Raw genomic sequence first — 25,444 nt, forward strand, 5'->3', positions numbered from 1 at the left:
TCCTACAAATCGACTTCCAGATACGAATTCAGAGCGGAGCCGCCGATGACAGCAGGTGTTAATGAGAGGCTTGTCTTAAAGGGAAATTGCCATAGAGTAAGGAGACGCGCGCGGATTTCGGTCATGTCGGCGTTCCTTGCCGTCGTTCTGGGTATTATGGTAGTTTCATGCCAGAGAGAGGAGAACAAAATGGATAACGAAAGGCTGAAAAAAGAGACCTTGAACGGAATAACCAGGTACGAGCTCGACAACGGGATGACGATAATCCTCGAGGAGAACCATTCCGCGCCCGTCGTTGCGGTGAACGTATGGGTAAAAACGGGGAGCGCCTGCGAGACGGAGGGGGAATACGGTCTCGCCCACGTGCACGAGCACATGGTTTTCAAGGGGACCGACAAGAGGGCCGTGGGCGAGATAGCGAGGGTCATAGAGGGGAGCGGCGGGGACATAAACGCCTTTACCTCGTTCGACGAAACGGTCTACTACGTGGTGATAGCGAGCAGGTTCATGGATACAGCCCTCGACGTGCTTTCGGACGCCATGGAGAACTCCGCGTTCGACCCGGACGAGCTCGAGAAGGAGCTCGAGGTCGTGGTCGAGGAGATAAGGCGGGGGGAGGACAACCCCGGGAGGAACCTGAGCGAGAAGATGTTCTCGACTGCCTTCACGGAGCACCCATACGGCAGGCCGATAATCGGGACGGAAGCCGGTGTGAAGAGCTTTGACAGGAATAAGGTCACGGACTTTTATCACAAGTGGTACGCGCCCAACAACATGGCGCTCGTCGTGGTAGGCGATTTCGATACGGCTAAGATAGAGCCAAGGCTGGAGGAGACATTCGGAAGGCTCCGCAGCAGGGAGCTGCCCGAGTGCAATATAGCGGAAGAGCCCGGACAGAAGGGGATGAAGGCTTTCGTGATCGACAAGCCGCTCCAGGAAGGGTATTTCTCCCTCGCCTTCCACATACCTAACGCGAAAGGCGAGGACACCCCGGCCGTGGACGTGCTCGCCAACATACTGGGCGGCGGTGAGAGCTCGAGGCTCTACAGGAACATAAAAGAGGATAAGGGCCTTACTAGCAACATATACGCCTACGCATACACCCCGATGAGGGAGGGCATCTTCGCCGTGGGCGGGACACTCGACCCTTCTCAATCTAAGGAAGCGCTCAGGGAAATTATGAAAGAGGTTATGAGGCTCAAGTACGAGCCCGTCGGGGACGTCGAGCTTTCGAAGGTGAAGGTCAACATCGAGAGCGACGCTATCTACACGAAAGAGACGATGCAGGGACAGGCGCAGAAGATCGGCTATTACGAGGTTGAGACGGGAGATTTCAGGTACGAGGACGTGTATCTGGACAAGGTGAGGAAGGTAACGCCCGAGGAGATAATGCGGGCGGCGAATAAATACCTGACGATCGACAACCTCACAGCCGGCTTCCTCCTGCCTTCGGGGCAGGTCGCTTTGACGGAAGGTGAAGTCATGGAAATTGCGAAGCAGGCATCCGATGAAGCTTCCCGTGAATGGGCAAGGAACAAGGGCAACGGCCCGGACGAAGTGATTACGGGCGAGGAGCTGACGGAGGAGATAATCGTTCCGTCGGCCGGTATGAATGAGGGAAATATAACCGCGCCCGGAAGCGGGAAGGCGGAGGCCAGGGTCCCTTCGGCGGGAGTCAGTGAATACGTGCTCGATAACGGCATAAAGGTGCTCATAAAGGAGAACCCCGGCGTGCCGCTCTTCGCCGCAAGGGCTGCGTTCCTTGGCGGAGTCAGGTACGAGGACGACAAGACGCAGGGGATGTCCAATTTCGTATCGCGCATGCTGACGAGGGGCACCGAGACGAGGAGCGCTGCCCAGATAGCGGAGGAGATCGAATCTATCGCCGGCGAGGTGCAGGGGTTTTCGGGGCGGAACAGCTTCGGCGTCACCGTCGAGTCCCTTAGCCAGAACTTCGACGAGGCCCTGGACATTTTTTCGGACGTGATACTCCACCCGGCATTCGACTCGCAGGAGATCGAGCGCGCGAGGCGCGAGATTCTGTCCGAGATAAACAGGGAAGGGGACAACCTGCTCAGGACTACCGTCAACCTTTTCCTGGCCACTCTCTACGCCGACCACCCGTACAAATATAACCCGCTCGGCACCGTGGATACCGTGACGGAGTTCGACGGCTCAGACCTTAGAGAGTTCTACGCCAAATACGTCAGGCCCGAGAACCTGGTCATCACGATCGTAGGGGACGTGGACGGGAAGAAGGCACTTGAAGAGATCAAGGAAAAGTTCGGCGGCATGAAAAAGGGCGCTTCACCCGTTCCGGCCGTTAACCCTGTAACCCCGCCCTCGGCGATTACGGAGAAGACCGAAACCAAGCCCGACAAGGCCCAGACGCACATCATAATGGGCTTCCTCGCGCCCCCCCTCAACAGCGAGGACGAGTACGCGTTCGAGGTGCTGAACACGATACTCTCGGGGCAGGGCGGCAGGCTCTTCATCGAGTTAAGAGACAAGAAGAGCCTCGCATATACCGTCACCTCGTTCTACACGCCGGGGCTCGAGCCCGGGTACTTCGGCGTCTACATAGGCACGGCGCCGCAGAAAGAGGGCGAGGCCGTAAAGGCCATCAAGGAGCAGCTCGGGCTCGTGCTTAAGGACGGCGTTACCGACGAAGAGCTCAAGCGCGCCCAGAACTACCTGGTCGGCAGCTTCGAGATAGGGCTCCAGCAGAATTCCTCACAGGCCGCGAAGATAACGTTCGACGAGCTGTACGGCATAGGGTGGGATGAGTACAAGAGATACCCTCAGGAGATATTCGCAGTCACCAAAGAAGACGTGCAGAAGGCGGCCAGGAAGTACATAGACCTCGACAGGTACACGCTCATTATCGTAAAACCCGAGAGCGCGACCCAGGGGTAGCTCGGCACGCGGACTTTAGCATGACTCACGGCGGAAGCGCCGCTGCATATCGCTTGCCTGCGTGCAAACTATAGCCGCATGGAATTCCGCGAGCCTCTCCGGATTCTTCACCCTTGTAATTTCAATAGGGATTAGTGTATAATGGGGACTTAAAGAGCCCGGGGGGACAAATCCAAAGTTCTAGTCTCGTTAAAGGAGGATTTGATAAAAGAGGTATGGAGAGTCTCTTCCCCCCGGGCCCAAACTCGACTATTACGATAATAGTATAGCAGACTTTTTCCGGCTGTAATCATTTTTCCTTCTTCCCGCCCGGCGTTCTCATAAACCCCCTCGGCAATCCTTGCTTGTATATACGTCTTCGGGCGTCCATCCGGTTCTTGTCCCGCGTAAATATTAAATGTGTCCGTTGTAGTTTTATCTGACACAGTGCGGAAATATTTCACGCACCCTTAATAAAAAGAATCTAATATATATGGTGTATAGGGGGTGTTCGGGCGCTGGCACGGGATTTGCTCCCTTGATGAATAAATCCATAGGCAGGAGGCGATAAGCTATGAGGGCGAACGTATTCAAGGACAAGAACAAGGTCGGTCTCGAGGAAAAGTCCGTACCAAAGGCCGGGCCGGGCGAGGCTGTGGTCAAGGTCACGCTCACGACCATTTGCGGGACGGACGTGCACATAATGAGGGGGGAATACCCCGTGAGGCAGGGACAGACCATAGGGCACGAGCCCGTGGGCGTGATACACGAGCTCGGGGACGGCGTTACGGGGTACGAGGTCGGCGAAAGGGTCGCGATTAACGCGATCACCCCGTGCGGCATGTGCGAATACTGCCTGTCCGCTAACTGGGCTCAGTGCGGCGGGTTCCTGGGCGGCTGGAAGATGGGGAACACAATCGACGGCTGTCAGGCCGATTACGTGAAGATCCCGAGCGCGATGGCTAACCTCGCGAGGATACCCGACGAGCTTTCGGACGAGGACGTTCTCCTGACGACGGACATATTCTCGACCGGGCTTTCGGGAGCGGAGAGCGCCGACATACAGGTGGGCGACATGGTGGCGGTATTCGGGCAGGGGCCTATCGGGCTGGGCGCGACCGCGGGGGCGAAGCTCAAGGGAGCGTCTCTAATCATTGGCGTAGACACGATACCCTCGCGCATGGAGATGGCGAAGAAGATGGGGGCCGATGTCGTGATAGATTTCAAAAAGACCGACCCGGTGAATGAGATACTCGACATGACGAAAGGGCGGGGGGTCGACGTCGCGATAGAGGCGCTCGGCACACAGACGACGCTTGAGAACTGCGTCAAGGCTACGCGCGTGGGCGGGACGATTTCGAGCTTAGGTGTATACCCTGCGGACATGCAGAATATCGGCGTCCCGAACCAGGCATTCGGGTTCGGCATAGCGGACAAGAACATTGTGTCCACTCTCTGCCCGGGAGGTAAGGAGAGGATGCGCCGGCTCATGGACTTAGTAAAGAACGAGCGCGTCAACCTCCGCCAGCTCATCACGCACAGGTTTTCGCTGGATGAGATCGAGGAGGCCTACAAGCTCTTCTCGTCCCAGGCCGACGGCGTGATAAAGGTGGCTATACAGCCGTAGGGGACAGAACTGAGCCTTTATTTGCTGTTCCAAGACCCAATATTTGATGAAAAATTGAAATTCCATCTTGACATGCAATTAAGAATTCTGTTATTATCGAATTTGTTAATTCAGTAGTTGCATTTGCATGTCATAAATTACCATTGCAGCCTGCGGATATTGATGAGTTGACGAGAAGAACAGGTATTGGTTGTTAGCTGAATCGACCCTCCAAACCCGATCTGGACTCTCTTCCTCATCTTGAGCATATCTCAGACGCTTGAGACAATGGAGGAGAGATGGGATGAAAAATTTCGCTGTTAAAATAAAAGTATTTTTTGGACCTGCCGTTTTAATTCTCTCGTTATTTATCATTCTTTTCTGGTTTACTGCGTCCCCGACTGAATCAGTCGACGAAAGTTCTAAAGAGCTTCGGTTTACAGTTGTTAAGGGAAGAGTGCTCGACGCCGTAGCAGCGTCCGAAGGCTCGGAAATACCTATCGTCGGAGCAGAGATTCACGTCTTCGGAGCAAAAGGGTCTACGATCACCGATTCTAACGGATACTTCGAGCTGAGGAGAGTACCTCTGGAGAGGGGTATGGTAATCAATATTGATTCGTCGGGAGCGGACCCCGCACCTGACGGATCGATTTATGCTGGATTCAGAATGTTTTTCTCGCTGCAGAAACTACCTGTCAATAATTTTGAAAGGCCGTTTTATCTTACCAGGCTAGATCCCGAAAGTATCACCACAGTTAATCCGCTCGATACGACAATTGTCGAAAGCCCGAGCATGGGAGTCACGTTAACAATAAAGCCAGGTACTGCCTATACTGACGACGGTGAGCTTTATACCGGTATTATTGGACTAGGACTTGTCCCGGCGGATTTCCCTCCATATATACCCCCCGATGACCCCGGAAAGTTTCTTATGGTAACGATTCAGCCTCCCGGTATAAACTTCTCTGAACCGGCACAAATAACGTATCCGAATGTAAGTGGTATCTCACCCGGAAGCGTAGTTAGCATACTTCAGCCAAGTCTGGCCACGGGGAACTTCGACGAAGTCGGAATCGGTATTGTAAGCGATGATGGTGCATTTGTAGAGACATTGGAGGGCGGGATAATGAGGTCAGGGAGTTGCTCCGGTTTTCGCCCGCCAAATGCCGTGGGTGGAACTCCGGTCCAAGATCCGCCGCCTTGTCCCAATTGCTGCCCTTTGCCAATTGGTTCCTGCACATCATTAGCTTCTGGTAACCTGAGCGAAGAGCACAACTTAGTCAGTTACAAATCGTTAAATCAAGAACGGTCATTGAAATTTGTGTACAACAGCACTACTGCGGATCCAAGTCCGATCGTCAAGGAGATTACAGATTTTTCGAATGCATCACAACTAGCTCCTCCGGTTTCAATATCGTTTAATCTTAAAGTGAACGGAGTTGACAAAGGAACGATTTATACGGATGTCGACGGTTTAACTGGAGAAAGAAAGATAGTGCAAGCCCTTCAATTTGATGGCGGTAATCTGACTACAGGTATATACCCCATTGACGCAACAATAACAACGTACCCTTCTCCTGATATAACTGTTCAACCGAAGTCGATAATCAAGACAGGGGATCTCGTAATTAACAATCTGGAAAACAGCGAGTTCGGCTCGGGGTGGAGTATCGAAGGCGTCTCAAGATTGTTTCCGGAGGGCGACGGAGATGTCGCAATAACGGAAGGCAACGGAGATTGGAAATATTTTAAGCTTAGAGCAACTACTCTGAATCCGCCAATTGCACCGGGCTCTCAAGGGATTGCACTGAATTTCGACGGAATAGATGATTATAATACTTTTCCTGCGAATTCAGGGAATCTGTTGAAATCGCTGCCACTCACAATTGAGGCATGGGTCAGGCCGAATCAAAGATATGATAGCCCTGCTGAGCACAGCAACGTATTCGGGAACATCGCTGTAAGTTCAAGTTTAGGAGTTGTCCTTGAGAGAGGTCATGGTATTGGAGCGAATGTTTACAACCGCAATTCCAATATCGTGATTACAAGACGACATGGAAATTCCGATACTGGTCCAAATAATTATCTGGCAAGAGATATAATTACCAGCCCTACATTAGAACCTGGATTCTGGTATCACATAGCAGTCGTTTATACCAGTGGAAACGAAAAGGTTTATTTAAATGGGGAATTGATTAGAGACACTTCATACCCGCAAGGAAATGTGACGGTTGGTAATAATGTTTTTAACATGGGAAGAATAAGTCATTGTTGTATTGTAGATCCGTCTAGCCCTCAATATTATAAAGGAGCCATCGATGAAGTCAGAGTATGGAACGTAGCGCGCACACAACAGGAAATACAGAGCGGCATGTTGACTCAATTGTCCGGGAGTGAATCGGGTCTCGTATACTATTCAAAAATTGACGAAGGACAGGGTCAAACTATAGCCGATGCAACAGGCGGAGGCAATACAGGTAGATTGGGAACTCTTACTACAGTACAATCGATTGACCCGGCTTGGATAACCTATGATCCCTACAATAGGGATACTCAGGGTGATTATGTAGTGCCGGTCACCGAACATTCGTTATTATTTAAAAATCCGGACGGCAGTTATACGAGGGAACTAAAGGACGGAACCGAAGTTCACTTCAATGCACAGGGGCTTCAAACTTCGGTCGTCGACAGGAACGGGAACGCGACGAATTACGAATACGACGGGCAGGGGAAGTTGATAAGCATCACTGACCCCGTAGGGTTGGTAACAACCTTAGCTTATTCCGGGGACAAAATTGCGAGTGTCACTGATCCTGCGGGCAGGACGACCACGTTCGAGATGGACGGGTCTGGTAATCTCACAAAGATCACGGACCCTGACGGGACTTTCAGACTGTTTTCTTATGATTCGAACCATCGTTTGACATCTCAAACTTCTAAGAGGGGATTCGTTACAACCTATCAGTATAATTTTGCGGGTAGAAATATAGGAGCGACGAGGCCTGACGGCTCTACGGTATCAATGTCACCTCAATGGATGGTAGGGCTCATCGATCCTGCAACGGGCCTCGGGACACAGGGCAATCCGGCGCCACCGGTATTACCTGCTGAAATTATGGCAACTTCCACAGACGGCAACGGGAAAACAACCACGACCATATTCAATAATTTTGGTTATATATTGGACACGACAGATCCATTAGGTAGGAGGACTATTTTTACCAGAGGCGGTGCCAACAACGTTATAAAAATAACCGACCCGAAAGGGAATATTACCGATATGAATTATGATCCTCGGCACAATCTTCGCTGGAGCATCAATCAGGCTATAGGGGCCAGGACCGATTTTACTTATACGAATGATGGGTTTAATCAAATTCAGACGATCAAGGACCCGAGGAATAACACGACTACTTTCAACTATAATTCCAGCGGTGATCTCACTTCGATAGTGGATGCATTGGGGCATCAGACCACCATGACGTATAATGCCCTGGGGCTTCAGACATCCGTCACGGACGCACTTAACAATACTGTTTCTTTTGACTATGATCCTGCGACAATGAATCTCGTGGGCACTACGGATCAGCTCCTCCACGATACCATCTTTACACTCGATGCAGCGGGGAATATCACGTCAATGACGGATGCCGAGGGGAGGACTACTACATATTCTTATGATGCAATGAACAGATTGACACAGGTCGTCGATCCCGATTTGGCAGTGACGGTTTATGGTTATGACGACGCCGGTAATCTGGAAAGTGTTACAGACGCGAGATCGAAGACTACTACTTTCTCCTATGATCAGCGTGACAGGCTCAGCGGAAGGACGGACCCGCTCGGGCATTCGGAATCGTTCACGTACGACGGAAACGGGAATACTGTATCGACAACGAACAGAAACGGTCAGACAATCACATATGAATACGACGGGGCAAACGAGCTTATAAAGAAGACTCACCCTGGAGGTAATCTAACAACTTATACATACGACAACAACGGTAACATGCTTACTGCAAATGATCCGGACAGCAAGCTTACGATGACATATGACGGAGCCGACAGGATGTTAACGGTTTCAACGGCAGGTTCATCGAACCAGCCGAGTAAAACAATAACGAATACATATGACTTGAATGGTAATCGTACTAGCGCGGCACTTTCTACTCCCGCTGCGGGTAATTTTACATTTGTGTATGATGCTCTCAACAGGCTTACTTCGATGACTGAGCCGGGTACGAAGACATTTACTTTTAGTTATGACTCAATTGGGCGGAGAACGCAATTAGTATACGGAAACGGAGCAATAACGGACTACACTTATGATGCAAAGAACCAGCTTACGAATTTGATGAATACGTTCAATGCGAACGTGATATCAAGCTTTTCATATGGGTATGACGATGTCGGGAACCGGACGGTTATGAACACGGTAAGAAGTGGTATAACCGTCAATAGCCCTTTGGATTACATTTATGATGACCTTTACCGTTTAGTCGATGCGACAAATCCGATTAATTCAACTCCTGAAACATTTGTATACGATGCTGTAGGTAACAGGCTGCGTAAAACAGGGCAGTTCACCGATTCCATCTTCGACAACGCCAACGCACTTATTGAGGATGCGGATTATACTTATACGTATGACAATAACGGCAATATGATCGAGAAGGTAAATAAATCCACATTAGAGGTTGCACAATACACATATGATGCTGAGAACAGGCTCACTCAGGTAACAAAGCCAGGTATGACTGCGAGTTACAGGTATGATGCCTTAGGTAGGAGAATAGAGAAGAATGTTAACGGAACTGTTACGAGATTTATTTATGATGGAATAAATCTTCTTGAAGAATTTAACGGGAGCAACACTTACCAGGCACGAAATATACATGGACCCGGTGTGGATGAGATGCTGTTACAGGGAAGGACGATTCGTCATTATTACCATACCGATGGTTTGGGAAGTACGACGGAGCTTGTAAGTTCGGGAGGGAATATACAAAATTCGTATGTATACGACTCCTTTGGAAATATTGTTTCTCAAGCTGGCGTTGAGATAAATCCATTCACCTACACCGGCCGGGAATACGATGCGGAGAGCGGGCTGTATTACTACCGCGCGAGATATTACGATCCGACGATTGGGAGGTTTTTGAGTGAGGACCCGATTGGGTTTGCTGGTGGCATCAATAAGTATGTATATGTTGGGAATAACCCAATAACTCTCACAGATCCTTATGGTTTGAATCCAGCTATAGCTTGTGCGCTAAATCCAGCATGTTCAACCTTTGTTTTTGAAGTATGCAAAGCCGTTGTTGTCGGAGCAGCTATTGCAATTGGTATTATAGCTACTTCAGATATTTGTGACGATGACGATAGCGATGGTGATCCAGATTGTGGAAATGATGACGGATGTGACGAAGAGTGGGAAAGAGCTTTTGCTATATGTGAAAAAGAGGTCGCCAAACGTAGAAATCGAGGAATAACTGGCGGCTATACAAATATCTTTGATTGTGCAAGGGGATTAGTTAGCGAAAGATGTGGAGGTAATGCCGTAGTATACTAGTCGATTTGTTCACGGAATAAAATCATGGTCGACTTTGAGAAAGAACTGAGAAAGGCCCTCGAATATTCGGAAAAGAAGAGCTATCCCGAGGCTATCAGGATATTGACAATAATTATACAAGAGTATCCCAATAATATTGAAGGGTATCGTGAAAGGTCTTATGTATATGCTCTAATGAAAGACTGGGATAAAGCATTATTAGATATTAGCACTGTGATTAATTTAGATTCCAAAAACGCTTCTGGTTACTTTACCAGAGGGCGATGGTTTCTTAGTACTGACAACGCAAGCGACGCCGCCACTGATTTTTCTAAAGTATTAATGATTGAGCGTGAGAGTGGAAGTAGCTATTTCTCCGAAACAGCGTATTTCTTTCGTTCTTTAGCTTACTTAGATATGGAGCTGTATGAAAAGGCTCTAGAGGACCTTAGTAAAGTTCGGGACAATTTCACAGTGCATTTTAAAGGTTGCTTAAGGTCGAAAAGAGAAATAGAAGATAATGCTAAGAGCAAGATACGTTAAAGATCACAGAATTGATATGTAAATATAATTATATCTCATAGTTTCGGTGACTTCGTGATGTAATTCAATTAGTTATATGACTCATCCTTTCGATTATATAAGGTTATGGGACTCTTGGGAAGATTCGGAGATTGAGAAAATTATTTCTGACGAGACCATTTCAACACTGCAAGAAACAGTTCGTTTACTGGACGATGAAATGACAAAAGAAAAGACTATCGTCACTAGAGATAATTTTGTAGTATTGGTTCGCGAAATGCACAAGCTGTGCAAAAACGGTTCGAGGAGTTTAGGGAATGTGTTGATTAAGGCTTGGGAATACGAGGAAATCAAGGATTACAATAAGGCAATTGAGGTATGTGAAGATTTTTTGTCCTCATGCAAATCAAAATTTTATTGTGATATAGCCAGGGGTTACATAAGGAAATATTCTGAAAAATTATAGATGTACAATGTGAAAATCGGCATTACAGAAACATATTTTCATGATCAATTAAATAATTGTGGTTTCAGAGCAATTTTTAAGAGAAATAAAGCTTAAGCGGGACAAGATAGATTCTTACGAGAAGTATCCCTTCAGCCTTAAAATTATACAAAAACTAAAAGGTCTGAAGCTCCATAAATCTGTAACTTTCATCGCCGGCGAAAACGGCTCGGGAAAATCTACTCTATTAGAAGCCATAGCAATAGCCTCCGGCTATAATCCCGAGGGCGGGACTAGAAATTTCAATTTTGCAACCAGGGCTTCTCATTCGATCCTTCATGACTATGTCCAATTAGTTCGTGGAACGAAAAAGCCGAGGGATGGGTTTTTTCTGCGAGCTGAGACTTTCTATAATGTAGTTAGTGAAATTGAGCACATAGACGGAGCACCCACAGGGCCTTTGATGAGACGTTATGGGGAAAAATCATTGCATGAACAATCTCACGGAGAGTCCATAATTTCGTTATTTATGAACCGCTTTGGAGGAAATAGTTTATATATTCTGGACGAACCTGAAACTGCTCTGTCTCCAAGGAGGCAAATGGCATTGGTGGCAAGAATACATCAGCTGGTAAAGATGAATTCGCAGTTCATCATAGCCACGCATTCCCCAATCATCATGTCATATCCTGATGCTTACATATATACATTGATCGATGGAAATTTAAAAAAGATTAGATTTGAGGAAACGGAACATTATCAGGATATGAAAGATTTTATGAACAGGTATAAAGAAATGCTTGAAATACTCATGTCGGAGGAATGAGCAGTATTGCCAGCCCCTACAGCTTATTTAACATCTAAACCCCCAATTACTCAACCATATTTTGACCGCGTGTCGATTTTCCTTGAAATTAAGTCCATATGATGAACAATTATAGGGAATTTCCAAGCCATGTTTGAAGCAATCATTGTCATAATCGGTCTCTCGCTCTTCGAGATAATATCGAGCATAGACAACGCCGTCGTGAACGCGCACGTGCTCGCCACGATGACTGACCGGTTCAGACGGTTCTTCCTCATATGGGGCATGCTCATAGCCGTGTTCCTGCTCAGGGGAGTGCTCCCGTTCCTCATAGTGTGGATCGCCAACCCCAACTTATCGTTCATCGAGCTTTTCGAATTCACTTTCTCGGGGGACAGCAAGCAGATAGAGAGCTCTCTCGCGGAGTCGAAAGCCTATCTCCTCGTGGGCGGCGGGATGTACCTCGTCCTCGTATTCCTCGCTTGGCTGTTTCTGGAGGAGAAGAAGTACACGTTCCTCGTAGAGCACTTCATACGCAGGCACTCGGTCTGGTTCTACGCCATAACTTCCATATTCTTCACGGCAATCGTATATATATCCCTCCAGTTCGACCCGTTCCTGGCGTTCGCCGCTTCGATCGGCACCACTGCCTTCTTCATAACCGACGGGTTCAAAAAGAACGCGGAGGAGAAAGAAAAGGAGCTCCTCGACCCCAACATGAGCGGGTGGAGCAAGGTCTTTTATCTGGAAGTGCTCGACGCCTCGTTCTCCATAGACGGCGTGATCGGGGCGTTCGCTTTCACGATGTCTGTGCCGCTCATATTGATCGGAAACGGCATAGGCGCGTTCGTCGTGAGGGAGGTTACAGTCCGCGGCATAAACTGGATATCGAAATACGCATACCTCAAGAACGGGGCGATGTACTCTATCGGCATGCTTGGCGCGATAATGATACTCGAGAGCTTCGGCGAGGAGATACCGTTCTGGATCGCGCCGCTTAACACGGTCCTTCTGCTCGCTATATTCCTCTTCCTCTCATGGCGCGAGATCAAGCTCGCAGAGAAGCTCGAAGCCGAGGGGAAGGGAGAGGGTGCAGTTTAAATTAACCGTCGCTCGCATTTCCCCCGGCCCTGTTTGATCCGCCGGACCAGCTTTTTGTATGTCACGGATATGCGGTATCACTCATAACTGTGCTTCTCACGGAGCATATTCCAAGTCTTCGGTTCCCCCCCCGGCGCTAACACCGGAGCATTGCGGACTGTATAATAATCTTCCTGCGGGGGTAGGCTATGACGGAAGTTAAAAGCGAGGCGTCTCATCTAAGCGTTCTCGTCGTCGACGACGAGGTGAATATAAGGAAGACCCTCACACTCTGCCTCGAATCGCGGGGCCATGCCGTAACGGCGGTAAGCAACCCAGCCGACGCGGTGTCCGAAGCGGGGAGACGCGTATTCGACCTCGCTTTCGTCGACCTCAGGCTCGGGACTGAAAGCGGCCTCGACCTCATCCCTCAGCTCCTCGCCTCGTGTCCCTGGATCAAGATCGTGGTCGTCACGGCTTACGCTTCCATAGACACCGCGGTCGAAGCGATGAAGCGGGGCGCAGCCGATTACATACCCAAGCCGTTTACTCCCGAGCAGGTCGATATCGTGACGGAGCGCGCCGCGGCCGTGAGGGGCATGGAGCAGCGCATAGAGGCGCTCGAGGAGGACATCAACAAGCTCCGCCCGGAGATATCGTTGGAATCGAGGCACCCCGCCATGCAGCGCGCACTCGAGCTTGCACGGAGGGCGGCGCCGAGCGACGCCGCGATTCTCATCAAAGGGCCGAGCGGTACGGGCAAGACGGTCCTCTCGCGCGCAATACACGGCTGGAGCAGGAGGGCGGACAAGCCGTTCGCCGTGATATCCTGCCCCTCGCTCAGCCCCGAGCTCCTGGAGAGCGAGCTCTTCGGTCACGTAAGGGGGGCGTTCACCGGGGCCGTATCGGATAACCCCGGGAGGATCGCTGCCTCAGAAGGCGGGACGCTCTTTCTAGACGAGATAGGAGACCTGCCGCTCCAGCTTCAGCCGAAGCTTCTCCGCTTCCTTAACGACAGGGAGTACGAGCGGGTGGGAGACCAGAAGACGCGGAGAGCGGACGTCAGAATAATATCCGCCACGAACACGGACCTCGAAAAAGCCGTAAAGGTGGGGAAGTTCCGCGAAGACCTCTTTTACAGGCTGAACGTAATTGAGATTACTCTCCCCTCGCTCTCCGAGCGCCCGGACGACCTTGAAGGGCTTGCCGCGAACATGATCTCATTCTTCGGCGCCCAGAACCACAAGAGACTCCGGGGGTTCACGCCGGCGGCGATGACGGCTATCAGGAATTATTCCTGGCCCGGCAACATAAGGGAGCTCAGGAACGTGATAGAGAGGGCTGCGATTATATGTCAGGGGGAGGTCGTGGGAGTGGAGAATCTGCCCGATTCCATCTCCCCGCGCAAGGCCCCTCCCGGACTCGGAGACCCCGTCCCCTTGAGCGTGATAGAGGAGAGCCACATACGCCGCGTAGTCGCCGAAACGAAGACCCTTCAGGAGGCCTCTGAGATTCTCGGGATCGACCAGGCGACCTTATGGCGGAAGCGCAAGCAGTACGGCATCTGAACCGCCGGACGCGATTCCCTGCAGCCTTGCAAAATGCAATATATATTCTGCCCCCTCATTGAGAATTACAAGGGCGAGTAAACGCAACTGCCTGTTATTATTACATATTAATCATACAAATACCGGGCACGTATCTTGCATTTCTACTTTACCAATATCCTATGATAGGCATACGTCAAAAACTAGCCCTCGGGTTCGGGGGCCTGCTGGCCATAGTCATCGTCATCGGTCTCCTCACCATGTCGCGCATTAAGGAGCTGGGCTATGCGATCGACGTGATTCTCAAAGAAAACTATCTGAGCGTCGTCGCCTGCCAGGACATGAAGGAGACGCTTGAGCGCATGGACAGCGGGATCCTTTTCACGCTTGCAGGCAACAACGAAGAGGGGCTGAAACTCATCGGCGAGAACACGGGAAAGTTCGGGTCGGCTCTCGAGTCCGAGCTCAACAACATAACCCTTCCGATGGAGGGGGAAAAAGCCCGTGAAATAGAAAAGCTCTTCGGGGAATATACCAAAAGCATACCGCTCGTAACTGACACGTCACGTCCCTTTCAGGAACGAAACGAGGCGTACTTCTCGACGCTGCTGCCTCTGTTCCAGAAGATAAAATCACTCGCGCACGAAATACTGATAATGAACCAGAAGAGCATGAGCGACGCAAACGACGAGGCGAGAGCACTCGCCGCGTCCACGTACAGGCAGATGCTTACCGCCATGATAGCGTCGGCAGTGATAGCGGTCCTCTTCGGTTATCTCACCCACAGGTGGGTGCTCAGGCCGATCAACACGCTTATCGAATCTACCGGGGAGATACGCAGGGGGAACCTCGACGTCGTCATCGAATCGGGCTCGCACGACGAGATAGGGAAGCTCTCGGAATCGTTCAACGAGATGACGGCGGCCCTCAGGCGGGTGAGGAAGAGCGAGAGGATGAACCTCATACGTCTCAGGAGGGCGATGGAGGAGGTCGTTAAGGCCCTGCCTGACGCGATCGCAATTCTCGATACTGAAGGTCGGGTGGAGGTCTCGACGGATACCGCCCAGCGCATGTTCGGCCTGAAGCCGGGCGTGCTCGTAAAGGACCTCGGCTACGAATGGATGCCGGGTCTCATCGGCAAGGCGCTCGCCGAGGACAGGGTCGTGGACCTGGATTCAAAGAACGGATACGTGCAGCGCTTCTCCGAAGGCCGCGAGTATTTCTTCAGGCCCATCGCCGTGCCCATTCCGGTCAAGCCCAAGTCGGGCGAGCATACGGGCTCCGCGATAATACTCAATGACGTTACTCAGATCCACGAGCAGGCGGAGCTGAAGCGGGACGTCGTCTCTACGGTTTCCCATCAGTTGAGGACGCCGCTTACTTCGCTCCGCATGTCGATACATCTTCTGCTGGAGGAGAAAGTAGGCGGTCTCAACGAGCAGCAGGCTGAGCTCCTCGTGGCTGCAAGGGAGGACAGCGAGAAGCTCGTGAGCATTCTGAGCGGACTGCTCGATCTCAACAGAATGGAGTCGGGCAAGACGAACATCGATATCGGGAGCTATTCGCCGCATACGCTCGCGAGGGAGGGGATAGAGCCCTTCCACATCGAGGCCAGGGACAAGGGCGTCACTGTCATAAACGCAGTGCCGGAAGACCTCCCCGAGGTGCAGGCCGATCTGTTCAGGATACGCCATGTGTTCGCCAACCTTATTTCCAACTCGTTGAGGTTCACAATGCCCGGCGGCGTGATCATAGTCAGGGCGGAGCAAGAAGGGCGCTTTATCCGTTTCTCTGTCGAGGATACGGGGGAAGGGATTCCGCCCGAACACCTGCCGAGGATATTCGATCAGTTCTACCGCGTGCCCGGCCAGGACGAGAAATCCGGGGTGGGTCTCGGTCTCGCGATAGTGAAGGAGATAGTGGAGGCGCACGGAGGAGCGGTCGGCGTGAAAAGCGAGGCGGGGAGGGGATCCTCGTTCGAGTTCACGCTGCCCCTGGAACAACGATCTACTGAAATTCACGGTCACGAAATACGCAGTAAGAATGCGTGAGGAGGCATAAGGAAATGCTTACGTTTATAATGCTGGCTCTCGGCCTGGGGGTCTTTATACTGCTCGGGGCCATCACGATTTTGCTCGAAAAAATATAGGAGGCTCAAATGCTCTGGATTGCGACTTTAGTCCTGATTTTCTGTTTCATATATCTGGTGTACGCGATTATTAAACCCGAGCGTTTCTAGAGGAGAGTAAAAATGTCATTTCTTTTTATAACGATAATTATAGCTATACCTGTCCTCCTTTCATGGCCTGTCGGGAAGGCCATGAAGTGGGCGATGGACCCTGCTGAGCCCGAGAAAAAATTCAGGGGCCGTTTCACGAAGCTGTTCCGCGGCGTCTCAGGAGGACTCATCGAAAAGGAGCAGGACTGGAAGGCGTACTCGCTCTCCTTGCTCCTGTTCAATGCAGTGATGTTCCTGGTCGTATTCGCGATCATGGCGGCACAGCAATACCTCCCCCTCAACCCGGACGCAAAGGAGGCGATCGAGCCGAGCCTCATATTCAACACGACGGCCTCGTTCACGTCGAACACGAACCTCCAGCACTATTCGGGCGAGGTTTCGCTGAGCTATTTTTCCCAGCTCTTCGCTCTCATGTGGCTCCAGTTCGTCTCGGCCGCGACCGGCATAGCGGCGCTTACGGCGCTTTCGAGGGGACTTGCGGGTAAGCCCGGGCTCGGGAACTTCTACCGCGACCTGCTTAACGCCACTTTGTTAGTTCTTCTGCCGATCGCTGCGGTCGTCGCCGTACTCCTTGTATTGGGAGGCGTGCCCATGACATTCAACGGCGCTGCAACTGCGGAAACGCTCGAAGGCGTCGTGCAGACTATAGCGAGGGGGCCTGTCGCGGCGTTCGTCACTATAAAGCAGCTCGGGACGAACGGCGGAGGGTTCTTCGGTCCCAACTCCACGCACCCCTTCGAGAACCCGACATTTTTCACTAACATTGTCGAGTGCGTGAGCATACTGCTCATTCCAATGGCGTCCGTCTGGATGTTCGGCAGGATAACGAAGAGGATGCGCCATGCGGCGGTGATCTTCACGGTCATGGCTGCGATCCTTATAAGCACCGTCGGCCTCGCCGTCTATTTCGAGAGCGCTCCTACTCAGGCCTTTACGGGCCTTCCGGTCGAGAGCTCCATGAACCTAGAGGGAAAGGAGATGCGCTTCGGCACGTCGGCGGGTCCGCTCTGGGCGACCTTCACCACGGCCACGAGCAACGGCTCCGTCGATGCGATGCACGACAGCCTGAACCCGCTCACGGGTCTTGTACCGCTCACGGGCATGTGGCTCAACGTGACGTTCGGCGGCGTGGGCGTGGGGTTTATCAACATGTTCATATATATAATCGTCGGCGTTTTCATAAGCGGCATGATGGTGGGGAGGACGCCCGAGTATTTAACGAAGAAGGTAGAGACGAAGGAAATGAAGCTCGCGCTTCTCGCCCTCTTGGTACATCCGCTGTTCATTCTCGGAGGCACTGCCCTTTTCGCCATGACAGCGTGGGGCGCGTCCACCGTTCTTAACCCCGGAGCGCACGGCTTCTCCGAGATTTTGTACGAGTTCAGCTCTGCAGCCGCTAACAACGGCTCGGGTTTCGAGGGGCTCGGGGACAACACCGTGCCCTGGAACGTCGCGACAGGGCTCGTCATGCTCTTGGCCCGCTATATACCGATAATACTTCCGCTCGCGATCGCAGGTTCGCTTGCGCTGAAGAAACCGGCGCCCGAGACTTCGGGCACGCTCCGGACCGATTCAGCGCTTTTCGGTTTCGTGATCCTCGGGACTGTGGTGCTGATCGGCGCGCTCCTGTTCATGCCGGTCGCGGTGCTCGGCCCTATAAACGAGTACGTAACTACTGCAGGGATGTATAAGTAAATCGTGGGATACCTTACAGCGTTAAGAGAGGAACTAAAAACATGACAGACATACAGAAAGTACATGAACTCGCGAAGCTCGAGAGGAGGAAGGTAAGGAGAGCTTCTCTCTTCGAAAGAGAGCTCGTCGAGGCCGCGGTGAAAAAGTCTTTTTCGATGTTGAACCCCGTAACCATAGCGCGCAATCCGGTTATGTTCGTTACCGAGATAGGGGCGGCCGTGTCCACGCTCGTCCTCGCATTAAATATCTATCAGAAGAGCGGGGCCGTTGTTTATACGCTTTGGGTGACGCTCATCCTCTGGATAACGGTGCTCTTCGCCAACTTCGCCGAGGCTCTTGCCGAAGCGAGGGGGAAGGCCCAGGCCGATACCCTCAGAAAGACAAGACGGAAGACAATGGCTCATAGGATGGTTAACGGAGGCATGGAAGAAGTGAGCTCGAACGAGCTCAGGGAAGGGGACGTCGTGTACGTCTCGGCCGGCGTGATAATCCCGAACGACGGGGAGATCGTAGAGGGCGTCGCCACGGTCGACGAGTCCGCGATCACGGGCGAATCCGCTCCCGTGGTCAGGGAAGCGGGTGGCGACCGCTCGGGTGTCACGGGCGGAACCCGCGTCCTCTCCGATTCCATAAAGGTTCAGATCACGGCCGGCGCCGGCGAATCGTTCCTCGACCGCATGATAGCTCTCGTAGAGGGCGCAATAAGGCAGAAGACGCCCAACGAGCTCGCGCTCACTGTGACCCTTGCCGGGCTGACCCTCGCGTTCCTCATGGTGACCGGCGCGCTCTATCCCATAGGCAAATACTTCGGCGTCGAGATACCGATCCCGACGCTGGTCGCGCTCCTGGTGTGTCTTATCCCGACCACTATCGGCGCTCTGCTCGCAGCGATCGGGCTTGCGGGTATGGACCGGGCGCTTTCGGCGAATGTGTTAGCCAAGAGCGGGAAGGCGGTCGAGCTCGCGGGAGACGTGGATACGCTTCTTCTCGATAAAACCGGAACTATAACGATCGGCGACCGCCAGGCGACTGAATATTTCCCGCTGCCGGACGTTACCCGCGATAGACTTGCCGCGGCAGCCATGTACGCCTCGTTCGGGGACCTTACCCCTGAAGGAAAGTCTATCGTGAAGCTCGGCGCGGATACTCTGGGCGGCGCGGCTCCGAGAGAGGCAACGGGCGAGGTTATACCTTTCACCGCCCAGTCGCGCCTCAGCGGTCTCGATACAACTGGCGGACGCAGGCTGAGGAAAGGGGCGCCTGACGCGATAAAGGCTTTCGTGACCCAGTCCGGCGGCTCGGTCCCCGAATCATATCAGGGAATAGTGGACGGCATAGCTAAGGACGGAAGCACGCCCATATCCGTCGCCGAGGGGAAAGAGATACTGGGAGTCATTTCGCTCTCGGACGTGCTCAAGCCGGGGATAAGGGACCGTATCACGAGACTCCGCGCCATGGGTCTACGCGTCGTCATGGTGACGGGCGATAACCCGCTCACAGCGGCGGCGATAGCCCGCGAGGCGGGCGTGGACGACTTCATCGCCGAGGCCAAACCGGAGGACAAGCTCGAATACATACGGCGTGAGCAGCGCTCGGGCAGGCTCGTCGCCATGATGGGGGACGGGACCAACGACGCCCCTGCCCTCGCGCAGGCGGACATCGGCGTCGCCATGAACTCGGGCACGCAGGCGGCGAAGGAAGCGGGCAACATGGTCGACCTCGACAGCGACCCGACGAAGCTCATCGAGGTGATAGAGATAGGGAAGCAGCTATTGATCACGAGGGGGGCGATAACCACTTTCTCCATCGCAAACGACGTGGCTAAATATTTCGCCATCATCCCCGCCATATTCTTACTCGCCATACCGGGGCTAGAAGCGCTCAATATAATGGGTCTCAGCACACCCGAGAGCGCTATACTGTCTGCGCTGATATTTAACGCGGTCATTATACCGATACTTATACCGCTCGCTATAAAGGGGGTTAAGTACAGGCCGACGGGGGCTGAGATTCTACTGAGAAAAAACCTGCTCGTGTACGGACTCGGAGGGGTTATAGTGCCCTTCGTCGGTATCAAATTAATCGATACGGCCCTCGGTGTAACGGGGCTCTTTTAGGAGGCGCTATTATGAAAGACAATAAAGAAAATATGGGGATAGGCATGCAGCTCGTCACCTCGGTGAGGGTCGTGGTCTTCACGATGATCGTCTGCTGCGGCCTTTACACGCTTCTCATTTTTGGAATCGGCCAGGCAGTCACTCCGTATACGGCCGATGGCTCGCTCATAACCGATGCCCAGGGCAAAGTGATCGGAAGCGAGCTCATAGCCCAGAAATTCACGCGCCCCGAGTACTTCTGGCCGAGGCCTTCGGCGTCTGATTACAACGCCGCGGGGACTGCGGGGAGCAACCTCTCCCCGGCTAACCCCAAGCTCCGCGATAGGGCGCTTGAGATAATCGGCACTATGGGGACTGCTGAGGCCGACCCCGTTCCAGCCGACCTCGTCACGGCTTCAGGCGGCGGGCTCGATCCGCATATCACATTGGAAGCCGCAAGGTATCAGGCGAAGAGGGTTGCGGATGCGCGCGGGCTCCCGGAGGAGCAAATAACGGGCCTCATCGAAAACCATGCCTTAAAAACAGGAGGGATGCTTACTCCCGAACCGCTTGTGAACGTGCTACTCTTGAATATAGAGCTCGATAAAACAGTCGAATAACAGATTACCGGGAGGAGAAGATTATGGGAGGGTCGATCGGATGAACGGCAGCCGCGCAGACAGCTTCCTCCGGATGATCCGCAGGTCTCAGCGCGGGAGGCTGAAGATCTACGTCGGCTACTCGGCCGGCGTGGGCAAGACGTACGAGATGCTGCTCGAAGGCCGCCGCCTGAAGCAGGACGGCATAGACGTCGTCGTCGGGCTTGTCGAGACGCACGGTAGGAAGGAGACCGAGGCGCTCGTCGAGGGCCTCGAGGTCATACCCAGGAAAAATGTGACATACAGGGGGATAGAGATCGGGGAAATGGACTTGGACGCGATACTCGAGCGCCGTCCCGAGGTCGTGCTCGTCGACGAGCTCGCGCATACTAATGTCCCCGGGAGCAGGAACGCGAAGCGGTACCAGGACGTCGAGGAGATTCTTTCTGCCGGGATCCACGTCATATCCACTCTCAACGTGCAGCACCTGGAGAGCCTCTACGAGACTATAGAGCGCGCGACAGGGGTGAAGGTCAGGGAGCGGATACCCGACCGCGTCGTCGCGGAAGCGGACCAGCTCGTTAACGTGGACGTCACGACCGAGGACCTCCGCCAGCGTCTCGTCGAGGGGAAGGTCTACACGAAGGAGAGCGTCGACGCCGCGCTCGAGCATTTCTTCAAGGAGACGAACCTCGAGCAGCTCCGCGAGCTCACGCTGCGCGAGCTCGCCGCGCAGATAGATTCCCGTAGGCGGGAGGCTCTCGACGAGGAAACGCCCTCGAGCCCCGACCAGGTGATGGTCTGCCTGAGCTCTAGGGGGCCCAACAGCGAAGCGCTTCTGCGCTACACGTCCCGGCTCGCGGGGCGTCTCAACAGGAACTGGTACGCGCTCTACGTGCAGACCTCAGGCGAGAAACCGACTGTGATAGACGCGGAGACCCAGAGGATACTCTCCAACACTCTTGCGCTCGCGCAGCAGCTGGGCGCGACCGTGTTCACGTACAGGGGCGACGACGTCGTGAAAACCATACTACAGTTCGCTAAGGAATACAGGGTCGGGCACATAGTCGTAGGCTCGACGAGGGGGAAATACCCCTATTGGAGGAGGCTCGCCGGACAGAAGAGCATCGTCGAGAGGCTCATAACCGAGAGCGAAGGGATAACCATAGTCGTCCTCGATACGAGCTCTCTGCTTGAAGACGGGACGTACAGGCCTCCCGCACGCGAGCCTGCCGCAGTAGAGGAAGAGGCACCGCCCGTCAAGCCCGAGTCTCTCTTGGCCGGGATGAAGGTCGTCTTGTGGAAGGATCAGGTGGATAAGGAAAAAGCGATGAAAGTGCTCCTCGAGACGCTCTGCCGGGATTTCCCCGAGATCAGGGAATCCGCGTGGACGGCCCTCATGGAGCGCGAGAAGCAGGGCGGCACGTTCGCGGGAGAGGATATACTCATGCCTCACGCCCGTATCCCGGGGTTAGGGCGCTCGCTGCTCGCGCTCGGCGTGGGCAAGGGGGGGATAAAGGACAGGGATTCGGGACGGGTGGCGAAGATTATGTTCCTCATGCTCTCGCCCGCCGAGGAGCCCGCGGGCCACGTCGAGCTTCTGGGGATGATCGCGAAGATGTGCCAGGAGTCCAGGTGGATGAAGGACGTGCTCGCCTCGGAAAGCCCCGAGGAGATAAGGCGTATCATCGAGGCGCACGAGAGCGCGGAGTGATTTGGTATGCGGTATTGAACGGGATTCGCCATGCCATCTGATATAAATACCGGTCTTTCTGACCGGAAGCGCGATAAATTTTCGGCTCAGCCGCGCCTACAAAACTTGAAACGTTGATTTTGCGGACAGGGTCATTATAATAAACCCTTTCTTTATGTTGCAGACAGTCGGGCCGGTTGCCGGCCACTCCAAATTTATACCGATTTAAGGTATTCTAAGTACGCGTAATAGTCGTGTGGGCTGTTAGCTCAGTTTGGCAGAGCAGATGACTCTTAATCATCGGGTCGTGGGTTCGATTCCCTCACAGCCCACCACATGCGAGAGTGGCGGAACTGGCAGACGCGCAGGACTTAGGATCCTGTACCTAACCGTGTGGGGGTTCGACTCCCCCCTCTCGCACATTCCACTTTTACAATTTCATATAAGGCGACAGTGTAACGATACTTGCGATAAAATCCTGAGGTCAGTGCTAGACCGGATTCCAGAGCTTATACGTACGGCTGCACTGATTGTTCTTGGCACTGAGCTGAGTGATCTCTGCGTCCGGCTAGTGGCAGCGGGTCGGATGTCATTCCGGGACGCTGTACGAGAGGCGAAGTGCGAAGGCGAGGAAGTGAGGACGGTGCATTAACCTGCTACTGTTCCGGGAATAATCTCACGTCAATGATGTATCTGACTCTGTTAAATGCTCGCAGAGCCTCCTCGTAATTCGACTCACGGAAAGCTTTTGATGTTTGATACTCGTAGAATCTCAATGCCACTATCTCCCCACTGGTCTTGATTTGCTTGTCCAGTTCCGCACTTGTCATGCCATACATCTCGATCTCACCTAATTCTATCGAACTATATTCACTCATAATGACCTCCAAGGGCTTTTGAGGTAATGAATAAGTTATTCGCGCCCCATGTCAAGGGAGATCAAGTATAAAAGAGGGATCAGAGAGGGGGGAGGCATTGAAAACGTCCTGAAAATGTGTTTTATTCGAAACTATGACAACTTCCGATAAGATTAGTTTAGGCATTGGATTACTCACTCTTGGGGCATTTGTATTGGCGTACTGCCACCTACGCCAATCCAAAAAAGCTGCTAACTTGGATAGAGCATATCAACTAATTGATCGTTACTTTACCTATTACGCTAATTTAGAAACGGGTCCTGGGGGTGTTCTGCCACTAGAACAATTTCTTTCAAAGGAAAGACCGTCATGGACTTTATGGGCTAAGAATCGTATAGAGGAAAGGGGGTTCTTTAGAAGACTAGCTAAATATTGGGTGCAAAATTCGATAGATAAGGAAACAATCCATGATCAGATGGGGATAATAATAATCTCCCGCTTTCATTCGATAGCTGATGATATGAAATCATCAATAGGTACAGTTTCCCCATTAATGGCCGAATGGGGAACTATGGTTAGAGAATTGGAGAGTTTTAAATCTAGGTTCGATTTCTTGAAATGGTTATATAGGGATGTTTATGGCCGTATAGATTACTAAACTCACTTCCCCTTGCCGTACTTGGCTGGCCGGCCAGGAGCTTCAGCCGCTTATAGGTCGCCTGTGTGATTCTGGCGGCTATCAGGACAATATCTTTATCGGGCTTTGGCTTCTTTTTCGGTGTCATGCGACCACTATGCCATGAACTGCCACAGTATGCTATCCGAAAACATTAACAATTCGGGAGAATGAGAAATGTCGGGCAGTTAGGAAAAACTCTAAAATCGGACTTAGGATCCTGTACCTAACCGTGTGGGGGTTCGACTCCCCCCTCTCGCACATTCCACTTTTACAATTTCATATAAGGCGACAGTGTAACGATACTTCGGGCAAGGCCTCGCGGGCCATTGATAGACCGTAGTCACGAGCTAATCCGCACGGCTGCGCTGGTTGACGGTGTCGAGTTGAGGGACTCTGCGTCCGGCTAGTGGCAGCGGGTCGGATGTCATTCCGGGACGCTGTACGAGAGGCGAAGTGCGAAGGCGAGGAAGTGAGGACGGTGCTTCGTGGGGTCTTAGGCCGCTGCTCTCTTGCGTCTAATTACGTATAGAACCCCGACCAACCCCAATCCAGCCGCGGCAGCGATCATGCCCCAATCAGAAAGTGTCGGGATGGCTGCTATTGACCTGTTAAAGAATGTGCATGTACCTCCGCCGGAGCCGGTGCATATTGCCGTGAAACTGTCTTCCGAAATATCGAATGATATGCCGCCTTCCCCCTCACATTCTATATCCACAAGTTCCCATCCCTCTAGCGGCAGTTCGGTTACGGTTACCTCCGAATTGAATGGACCTCCAGTTCCGTCTCCGCCTATGATAATAGTAGAATTAGGCCCATTACCGTCTACAGTGATCTCAAATGGAAATTCTAGACCTTCGCCGCCAAACGCTACTTTCCCGATACCTATGCCGCACTGCCCCATGGGCGGTGGACCACCGGCAAGGGCGTAGTCCCATAACCCCGCGAGTGTCGTAATACCTGTCAGTACGAAAATTGTAAAGTAAATTCGTAAATTGAACATTTTATGCCCTCCTTTAAACATAATCTTTGTAAACATTAATATGTTCTTATTTGTAAGTCAATTGTTTTACTTCCCCTTGCCGTCGTACTTCTGGAGTACATAATTAATGCCCTCGATAATCAGGTCATTTATGAA

The 25,444-nt window shown here is 52.4% G+C and carries 17 protein-coding genes and 2 tRNA genes; 17 read left to right on the top strand and 2 right to left on the bottom strand.

The genetic code is table 11. The features are described from left to right. Positions 1-189 precede the first annotated feature (189 nt). From AB1598_04855 to AB1598_04930, 16 genes are all read left to right on the top strand, one after another. Entirely contained in the window at positions 190-2,916 is a 2,727-nt protein-coding gene (locus AB1598_04855; protein ID MEW6144332.1) for a pitrilysin family protein, read from the top strand. Positions 2,917-3,469: 553 nt separating this feature from the next. Further along, a complete protein-coding gene (locus tag AB1598_04860; protein ID MEW6144333.1) occupies positions 3,470-4,522 on the top strand; it encodes an alcohol dehydrogenase catalytic domain-containing protein in 1,053 nt (350 codons plus the stop codon). 283 nt (positions 4,523-4,805) lie between these two features. After that, positions 4,806-10,073: an RHS repeat-associated core domain-containing protein gene (locus AB1598_04865; protein ID MEW6144334.1), complete on the top strand. Its 5,268-nt coding sequence runs from the start codon at positions 4,806-4,808 to the stop codon at positions 10,071-10,073. Between the two features lie 24 nt (positions 10,074-10,097). Then, the gene (locus tag AB1598_04870; GenBank protein ID MEW6144335.1) at positions 10,098-10,595 is read left to right on the top strand and encodes a tetratricopeptide repeat protein; all 498 of its coding nucleotides are present in this window, start codon (positions 10,098-10,100) and stop codon (positions 10,593-10,595) included. A 199-nt stretch (positions 10,596-10,794) separates the two neighbouring features. Beyond that, the gene (locus AB1598_04875; protein MEW6144336.1) at positions 10,795-11,040 is read left to right on the top strand and encodes a DUF2379 family protein; all 246 of its coding nucleotides are present in this window, start codon (positions 10,795-10,797) and stop codon (positions 11,038-11,040) included. 58 nt (positions 11,041-11,098) lie between these two features. Further along, positions 11,099-11,845 (top strand): AAA family ATPase, encoded by a 747-nt coding sequence (locus tag AB1598_04880; protein ID MEW6144337.1) that lies wholly within the window; start codon positions 11,099-11,101, stop codon positions 11,843-11,845. Positions 11,846-11,974: 129 nt separating this feature from the next. Next, positions 11,975-12,925 carry a DUF475 domain-containing protein gene (locus AB1598_04885; protein MEW6144338.1) on the top strand — a complete coding sequence of 317 codons (951 nt, stop codon included), beginning with the start codon at positions 11,975-11,977 and terminating at the stop codon, positions 12,923-12,925. 188 nt (positions 12,926-13,113) lie between these two features. Next, positions 13,114-14,472 carry a sigma-54 dependent transcriptional regulator gene (locus AB1598_04890; protein MEW6144339.1) on the top strand — a complete coding sequence of 453 codons (1,359 nt, stop codon included), beginning with the start codon at positions 13,114-13,116 and terminating at the stop codon, positions 14,470-14,472. Positions 14,473-14,633: 161 nt separating this feature from the next. Further along, entirely contained in the window at positions 14,634-16,502 is a 1,869-nt protein-coding gene (locus tag AB1598_04895; GenBank protein ID MEW6144340.1) for an ATP-binding protein, read from the top strand. A 107-nt stretch (positions 16,503-16,609) separates the two neighbouring features. Then, complete coding sequence (kdpF, locus tag AB1598_04900; GenBank protein ID MEW6144341.1) at positions 16,610-16,690, top strand: K(+)-transporting ATPase subunit F; 81 nt, start codon at positions 16,610-16,612, stop codon at positions 16,688-16,690. Positions 16,691-16,702: 12 nt separating this feature from the next. Beyond that, complete coding sequence (gene kdpA, locus AB1598_04905; GenBank protein ID MEW6144342.1) at positions 16,703-18,385, top strand: potassium-transporting ATPase subunit KdpA; 1,683 nt, start codon at positions 16,703-16,705, stop codon at positions 18,383-18,385. A 41-nt stretch (positions 18,386-18,426) separates the two neighbouring features. Then, a complete protein-coding gene (kdpB, locus tag AB1598_04910) occupies positions 18,427-20,502 on the top strand; it encodes a potassium-transporting ATPase subunit KdpB (protein MEW6144343.1) in 2,076 nt (691 codons plus the stop codon). Positions 20,503-20,513: 11 nt separating this feature from the next. Continuing rightward, the gene (gene kdpC, locus AB1598_04915; protein MEW6144344.1) at positions 20,514-21,101 is read left to right on the top strand and encodes a potassium-transporting ATPase subunit KdpC; all 588 of its coding nucleotides are present in this window, start codon (positions 20,514-20,516) and stop codon (positions 21,099-21,101) included. Between the two features lie 40 nt (positions 21,102-21,141). After that, positions 21,142-22,794 (top strand): PTS sugar transporter subunit IIA, encoded by a 1,653-nt coding sequence (locus AB1598_04920; GenBank protein ID MEW6144345.1) that lies wholly within the window; start codon positions 21,142-21,144, stop codon positions 22,792-22,794. Positions 22,795-23,031: 237 nt separating this feature from the next. Next, positions 23,032-23,108: transfer RNA gene (locus AB1598_04925), tRNA-Lys, on the top strand. A gap of 3 nt (positions 23,109-23,111) precedes the next feature. After that, positions 23,112-23,193: transfer RNA gene (locus AB1598_04930), tRNA-Leu, on the top strand. Between the two features lie 236 nt (positions 23,194-23,429). Here AB1598_04930 and AB1598_04935 read toward each other — a convergent pair. Further along, positions 23,430-23,651, bottom strand: coding sequence for a hypothetical protein (locus AB1598_04935; GenBank protein ID MEW6144346.1), 222 nt, complete (start codon positions 23,649-23,651; stop codon positions 23,430-23,432). A 133-nt stretch (positions 23,652-23,784) separates the two neighbouring features. Here AB1598_04935 and AB1598_04940 point away from each other — a divergent pair, with 133 nt between their 5' ends. Continuing rightward, entirely contained in the window at positions 23,785-24,288 is a 504-nt protein-coding gene (locus AB1598_04940) for a hypothetical protein (protein MEW6144347.1), read from the top strand. Positions 24,289-24,802: 514 nt separating this feature from the next. Here AB1598_04940 and AB1598_04945 read toward each other — a convergent pair. Beyond that, entirely contained in the window at positions 24,803-25,345 is a 543-nt protein-coding gene (locus tag AB1598_04945; protein ID MEW6144348.1) for an IPTL-CTERM sorting domain-containing protein, read from the bottom strand. Between the last annotated feature and the right edge of the window lie 99 nt (positions 25,346-25,444).

The sequence above is a fragment of the Thermodesulfobacteriota bacterium genome (assembly GCA_040754335.1).
GTDB lineage: Bacteria > Desulfobacterota_D > UBA1144 > Nemesobacterales > UBA2774 > 2-12-FULL-53-21.

Bases quoted from the DNA above. Each gene is read 5' to 3' on its own strand.
- AB1598_04855 (MEW6144332.1), top strand. From the start codon at position 190: ATGGATAACGAAAGGCTGAAAAAAGAGACCTTGAACGGAATAACCAGG.
- AB1598_04860 (MEW6144333.1), top strand. From the start codon at position 3,470: ATGAGGGCGAACGTATTCAAGGACAAGAACAAGGTCGGTCTCGAGGAA.
- AB1598_04865 (MEW6144334.1), top strand. From the start codon at position 4,806: ATGAAAAATTTCGCTGTTAAAATAAAAGTATTTTTTGGACCTGCCGTT.
- AB1598_04870 (MEW6144335.1), top strand. From the start codon at position 10,098: ATGGTCGACTTTGAGAAAGAACTGAGAAAGGCCCTCGAATATTCGGAA.
- AB1598_04875 (MEW6144336.1), top strand. From the start codon at position 10,795: ATGACAAAAGAAAAGACTATCGTCACTAGAGATAATTTTGTAGTATTG.
- AB1598_04885 (MEW6144338.1), top strand. From the start codon at position 11,975: ATGTTTGAAGCAATCATTGTCATAATCGGTCTCTCGCTCTTCGAGATA.
- AB1598_04890 (MEW6144339.1), top strand. From the start codon at position 13,114: ATGACGGAAGTTAAAAGCGAGGCGTCTCATCTAAGCGTTCTCGTCGTC.
- AB1598_04895 (MEW6144340.1), top strand. From the start codon at position 14,634: ATGATAGGCATACGTCAAAAACTAGCCCTCGGGTTCGGGGGCCTGCTG.
- kdpF (MEW6144341.1), top strand. From the start codon at position 16,610: ATGCTCTGGATTGCGACTTTAGTCCTGATTTTCTGTTTCATATATCTG.
- kdpA (MEW6144342.1), top strand. From the start codon at position 16,703: ATGTCATTTCTTTTTATAACGATAATTATAGCTATACCTGTCCTCCTT.
- kdpB (MEW6144343.1), top strand. From the start codon at position 18,427: ATGACAGACATACAGAAAGTACATGAACTCGCGAAGCTCGAGAGGAGG.
- kdpC (MEW6144344.1), top strand. From the start codon at position 20,514: ATGAAAGACAATAAAGAAAATATGGGGATAGGCATGCAGCTCGTCACC.
- AB1598_04920 (MEW6144345.1), top strand. From the start codon at position 21,142: ATGAACGGCAGCCGCGCAGACAGCTTCCTCCGGATGATCCGCAGGTCT.
- AB1598_04935 (MEW6144346.1), bottom strand. From the start codon at position 23,651: ATGAGTGAATATAGTTCGATAGAATTAGGTGAGATCGAGATGTATGGC.
- AB1598_04940 (MEW6144347.1), top strand. From the start codon at position 23,785: ATGACAACTTCCGATAAGATTAGTTTAGGCATTGGATTACTCACTCTT.
- AB1598_04945 (MEW6144348.1), bottom strand. From the start codon at position 25,345: ATGTTTACAAAGATTATGTTTAAAGGAGGGCATAAAATGTTCAATTTA.